The organism is Mycobacterium sp., assembly GCF_035603715.1.
Classification (GTDB): Bacteria; Actinomycetota; Actinomycetes; order Mycobacteriales; family Mycobacteriaceae; genus Mycobacterium.
This window is the reverse complement of sequence record NZ_DATNJW010000013.1, coordinates 1-5,152: the sequence shown is the minus strand read 5'-3', so window position 1 is coordinate 5,152 and position 5,152 is coordinate 1. Positions and strand designations below refer to the sequence as shown.

Sequence of the window (5,152 nt, the reverse complement as noted above, 5' to 3'; positions counted from 1 at the left end):
CCCATCGACTGCCACTGGTTGCCCTGCCCTGGGAATACGAAAGCAGCAGATGGTGCAAAGCTTTTCGACGACCGGGCGACCAGTGGATGCTCTTCGTCGTGGGCCAGCGCGGACAGCCCGTCCACCAGCTCGCTGCGATTGGCTGCCCGCACCACGGCGCGGTGCCGTCGCACACGTCGCAGGCGGATCAGGGTGGACGCGACCTCCGCCGTCGGATCGTGATCCGGCGCGATTCGGTCGAGGTAGCCGAGGATCGCCCATGCGTCCTGCGTGATAAGCGTTTCGTCATGCGCCGAAAGCAAGACCGGCACACGGCCGTCGGGCAGCGGTTGGGCCAGCATCACGCCACCTCGGGAAGTGAGACGATGACGTGGGCGTTGGTACCGGCGATCCCGAATGCCGACGTGGCCGCGACCCGTTGACCATTGACGGCGGCCCACGGCGTCAGGGTAGTCGCAAGGCGCAAACCTTGTTTTTCCCAGTCGATCTCGGGGCTCGGCTCAGCGGCATGCAAGGTGGGCGGTATCGCGCAGTGCTCGGCGGCCACCAGAATCTTGGCCAGACCCAACGCGCCGCTGGCAGCCAAGGCGTGGCCGAGATTCGATTTCACCGATCCCAACACTGCGCCGCGACCGGGTTCGGTGTCGCCGTATGTCTGCGCCAGCGACTGCAACTCGGTACGGTCCCCGAGCCTGGTACCGGTGCCATGCCCTTCGACCATCCCGACCTCGTCGGGACGGACGCCCGCCTCGGCGATGGCGCGGCGGAACAAACTGACTTGGGCCGCGCCGTTCGGCGCGCTCAGGCCGGCGCTGCGGCCGTCGTGGTTGGTGGCGCTGCCGCGAACTTCGGCAAGGATGTATCGCCCGTCGCGCAGTGCCGTCGACTTTCGTTGCAGCACAAAGACCGCTGCCCCCTCCGCCCAGACGGTCCCGCTGGCCTGCGCGCTGAAAGCGCGGCAGTGGCCGTCGTCAGACAGGGCGTGCTGCTTGGAGAACTCGACGAAGAATCCCGGTGAGCCCAGCACGTTGACTCCGCCGGCCAGCGCCACGTCGCAGTCACCGTTCTGCACTCCGCGCACGGCAGCGTGAAAAGCCACCAGCGCCGAGGCGCACGACGAGTCAATCGTCACCGCCGGGCCCATCGATCCCAGGGTGTAGGCGATCCGGCCGGATATCACGCTCAACGCCGTCCCGGCCAGCAGATGGCCGCTGTATTCCGAGAACTCAGCCATCTGCGGTCCGTAACCGGTGGCGGACGCGCCTAGATAGCAACCCATATCGTGGCCGGCCATGTCGTCCGGGTTGATGCCGCTGTTTTCCAGGGCCCGCCACGACACCCGCAGCGCTACACGCTGCTGGGGATCCATCGCGACGGCCTCACGCGGCGAAATCCCGAAGAACTCCGGATCGAATGTGGTCGCGCCGGTGAGGAATCCGCCACGGTCATGGATCTCTTTGAACCCGTTGCGCCGTGACCCGGCGAGCAGTTCGCGGACCGACCAGCCGCGATCGGTGGGGAACGGGCTCAGTGCCTCGCGGCCGTGGACCAGCAACTCCCAATACGCCTCGGCGGTGTCGATCCCGCCGGGTGCTTCCAGCGCCATCCCGACGATCACGACCGGGTCGTCGGCCGCAAACCTGTGCTCAGCCACCGGCATTCACCTGCGCGGCGACGGCTTCGATGTGATCGTCGAGGTAGAAGTGTCCGCCGTCGTACCAGTCCAGCTCGAATGCGCCCGCGGTATGGCCTTCCCAACGTTCCAGCTCGGCGGCGTCGACACGGAGATCGCCGTGGGCTCCCAGCACTGAGATGTCCGCGGCTATTTGAACGTCGGGGCCGCAGGTGTAGCGGTTGATCGCCGCGTAGTCGGCCCGCATTGCGGTGACCAGCAGCTCGGCGAATTCCGGGTCGGCGAGCAGGGCGGCATCGGTGCCGCCGAAGTCCGTCATATCGACGAGCAGATCGTCGTGGCTGGTCGGCAAATCAGGCTTGGCCGCAACGGCCGATGGCGCCGGAGCCGCCGATGCCCACAACCGCTCCACTGCGGCGCCGCGGGATTCGGCGATCCTGGCGAACTCGAAAGCGACCACTGCACCCATGCTGTGGCCGAACAGCCGCAAGGGCGCCACCTGACGCCAGGGACCGGCGACGAACAAACTGCGTGCGAGATCCTGCACGTTCTCGGCGGCGGGCTCACTGAGTCGCTCAGCGCGCTGCGGATACTGGACGATGTACGCATCACCGCCGCCGGCGGCCAGCGCGAGCGCCAGCTTGCGGTAGCCCGTTGCCGCGCCGCCGGCGTGCGGGAACACCACGGTGGCGCCTTGCGCTCCCGCCCCCCGGCCAGGGATTCGCTTGATCCAGGACGGAAATTCCTTCTTTTGCACCGAGGTCAGATTGTCGAAGATCATTGCACCGCTTCATTTCCAGCGATGGCGGCCGCAACATGGCCGGCGTCCATGTGAATGACTTCCAGGCACAGCTCGGCGACCTGATCGAGGCGGGCCGGGTCGGCATCGCGGCGCGTGAGCATGGCGGCAAGTGCCGAGACGGTCCTGGTGGCGAAGATGTCGGCGACGATCACGTCGGGGGCGTCCAGCCACGCCCGGATGCGAGCGACGGTCTGCGTCGCCAGCACCGAATCCCCGCCCAGCGCAAAGAAGTCATCGTCGGCGCCGACCGCGTCCACACCGAGCACATCACCGATGATCGCCGCGAGAGCGGACCCCAGCGGCGTCGACGGCAGACGGCGGTCGGGCGCGGCCGCATCGTTGACGGCCGCGGCGAGTTGGCCTGCGACGACGCGCCGGTCGATCTTGCCGTTGAGCGTGAACGGTATGTGCTCCACCAGCGACAGGCGTTGCGGGATCATGTGCGCGGGAACGCGTTCGGCCATCGCTTCACGGATGCGTTCGACGGTCAGCTGTGGGTCATCTACCCGCAGGGTTGCGGCCAGAACATCGGCACCGCCCGCCGTCGTCACCAAGGCTACGACCGCTATTGCCACGCCCGGCACCTGACGCAGCGCAACCTCGACTTCGCCGATTTCCACTCGATAGCCACTGATTTTGACCCGGTGATCGCCGCGTCCCACGAACTCCAGGACCCCGTCTGGCCAGTATCTGGCCAGATCGCCGGTGCGGTACCAGGTCCGGCCGTCGTACTCGACAAACCGTTGGGCGGTGAGATCCGGACGTCCGCGGTAGCCCCGGGCGATGCCGCGGCCGGCGACCCAGAGTTCGCCGGCGACCCAGTCGGGGCAATCGGCGCCCCTGTCGTTGACCACTCGGCAGGCATTGTTCGAAAGCGGCGTGCCGAACGGCAACGCCGTCAACTCCGATGGGAGTGCGTCGACGTCGCCGATCTCGAAAATCGTGTTGTGGATCGCGGTTTCGGTAGCGCCACCCAAGCCGGCGAACCGGAGCGCGGGCGACTCGGCCCGAAGGCGGCGAACAACCTCGGGCCGCACCCAGTCGCCACCGGTGGGGATTACTCGCACCGACGACAGGCGTCCAGCGCCTACCTCACTCAGCATCTCCAGCCAGCCCGGCATGAAGTGCAACACGGTGACTTTGTGAGCATCGATGAGCCGGGCCCAGGCATCGGGATCGCGCCGCTGCGCCTCATCGACCACTACGATCGATCCACCGGTCCGCAAGGTGACGAAAATGTCCATCACCGAGATGTCGCCCTCCAATGTGGACAACGCCAGGCAACGATCCGCCGCGCCGATCTCGAAATGCCGGGCGATGAACTCGACGGTGTTCATCGCGGCGTCGTGGGTTACCTCGACGCCCTTGGGCTCTCCGGTGGAGCCCGAGGTGAACAGCACATAGGCGAGCGCGGCGGGATCGGTTGTCGTGACATCAAACTCAGCGTCGGCGGGCACGCCGGTCAGCACATCGGCAATCGTCAATGCAGGCACCGGCAACGAGAGTCGCTCGCCACCACACATCAGCGCCAGCTTCACCTGGCCGGCCTGCAGGATGCGTTGCGCGCGGTCAGGGGGCTGGTCGACACTGATTGGCAAATACGCCGCACCCGAGGCCAGAATCCCCAATAGCGCGGGCACCTGTTCAGCGGTCTTGGGACCCATCACCGCAACCGTGTCACCCTCGCGAATCCCGTTCGCACGCAACGCTGACGCCAGTGTCAAGGCCTGGTCGCGCAACTGGGCGTAGGTAAGGTCGCCGGAACTCGCGAATACCGCCGGCGCATCCGGCTGCTGTTCGGCACGGCGAAAGAAGCCCTGGTGCAGCGTCTCTCCGCTGGAGTCGGCGGTTCGGCCGTTGACGGTGTCGCGCACCGCGCGCTGATCGGCCGGCAGCGCCGGCGGATCCGACACCTCCCACTCCTCGACGGTAGAGGACAGCCGACGCAGCTCGCCGACGTGATGAGCGAACATCGCGTCGATGACACCCGCCGGGAAGACGTCCTCGCGGACGTCCCAATTCACCAGTACCCCGCCGTCGAATTCGGTGACCTGAGCATCGAGCGAGACTTGCGGGCCCTGCGAGATGATCCAGCTCGGCGTGCCGAAAACCTCGGTGACGTCGCGGGGAAACAACTCGCCGAGTCCGAGCGCACTGGTGAACACCACCGGGGCGAGCACCGGGGCACCCCGGTAGCGGCCAAGGTCGCGCAGCACTGACAAACCGGGATAGCTGGAATGCGTAGCCGCGGTCCGCATCGCGTCCTGCACAGCGTGCGCCCGTGACACGGCATCGGTGGTGGCGGTCAGGTCGATGTCGAGCAGCAACGACGAGGTGAAGTCGCCGACCAGGCTGTCGACATCGGGATGCAGGGCCTGGCGACCGAACAGCGGCACGTTCAGCAGGAATCGCGACGTGGTCGACCAGCACGCCAATGTATGCGCGAAAGCCGCGGCAAACATCATCGCGGGGGTGACCCCCACGGCGCGGGCGTGCGCGAACAGCGCGTCTCGGAATTCCGGATCCAACCATTGCCAGCGACGAATACTGTTGCGGGAAAGCGCTTTTCGGCCCGTCGACGGCAGCTTGGGCGGATCCGGCAGCTCAGGAATCCGCTGTGACCACCAGTCCCGGTCAGCGTCGTGAGCCGGCCGCGGTCCGGCCTCCTGCCGCACAATCTCCCGACGGTATTCCGGGTAGCTGTAGCCCAACTCCGG

3 protein-coding genes and 1 pseudogene are annotated in these 5,152 nt (G+C 66.9%); all 4 read right to left on the bottom strand.

Annotated features, from left to right (window positions below):
- Window positions 1–341, bottom strand: a pseudogene (locus VN856_RS00385) (polyketide synthase); the annotation flags it as partial.
- Window positions 341–1,654, bottom strand: a complete 1,314-nt coding sequence (locus tag VN856_RS00380; protein WP_414686838.1) for a polyketide synthase — start codon at window positions 1,652–1,654, stop codon at window positions 341–343. The gene VN856_RS00380 and the pseudogene VN856_RS00385, both read right to left, overlap by 1 nt.
- On the bottom strand, window positions 1,647–2,414 hold the full coding sequence (locus VN856_RS00375; protein WP_325685153.1) for a thioesterase II family protein: 768 nt from the start codon (window positions 2,412–2,414) through the stop codon (window positions 1,647–1,649). The genes VN856_RS00380 and VN856_RS00375 overlap by 8 nt, the downstream gene beginning before the upstream one ends.
- A partial coding sequence (locus VN856_RS00370) for an amino acid adenylation domain-containing protein (RefSeq protein ID WP_325685152.1) occupies window positions 2,411–5,152 on the bottom strand: 2,742 nt, incomplete at its 5' end. The genes VN856_RS00375 and VN856_RS00370, both read right to left, overlap by 4 nt.

What these genes read in the sequence shown, in the direction of transcription:
- VN856_RS00375 (WP_325685153.1), bottom strand. Translation starts at nt 2,414, where the DNA reads ATGATCTTCGACAATCTGACCTCGGTGCAAAAGAAGGAATTTCCGTCC.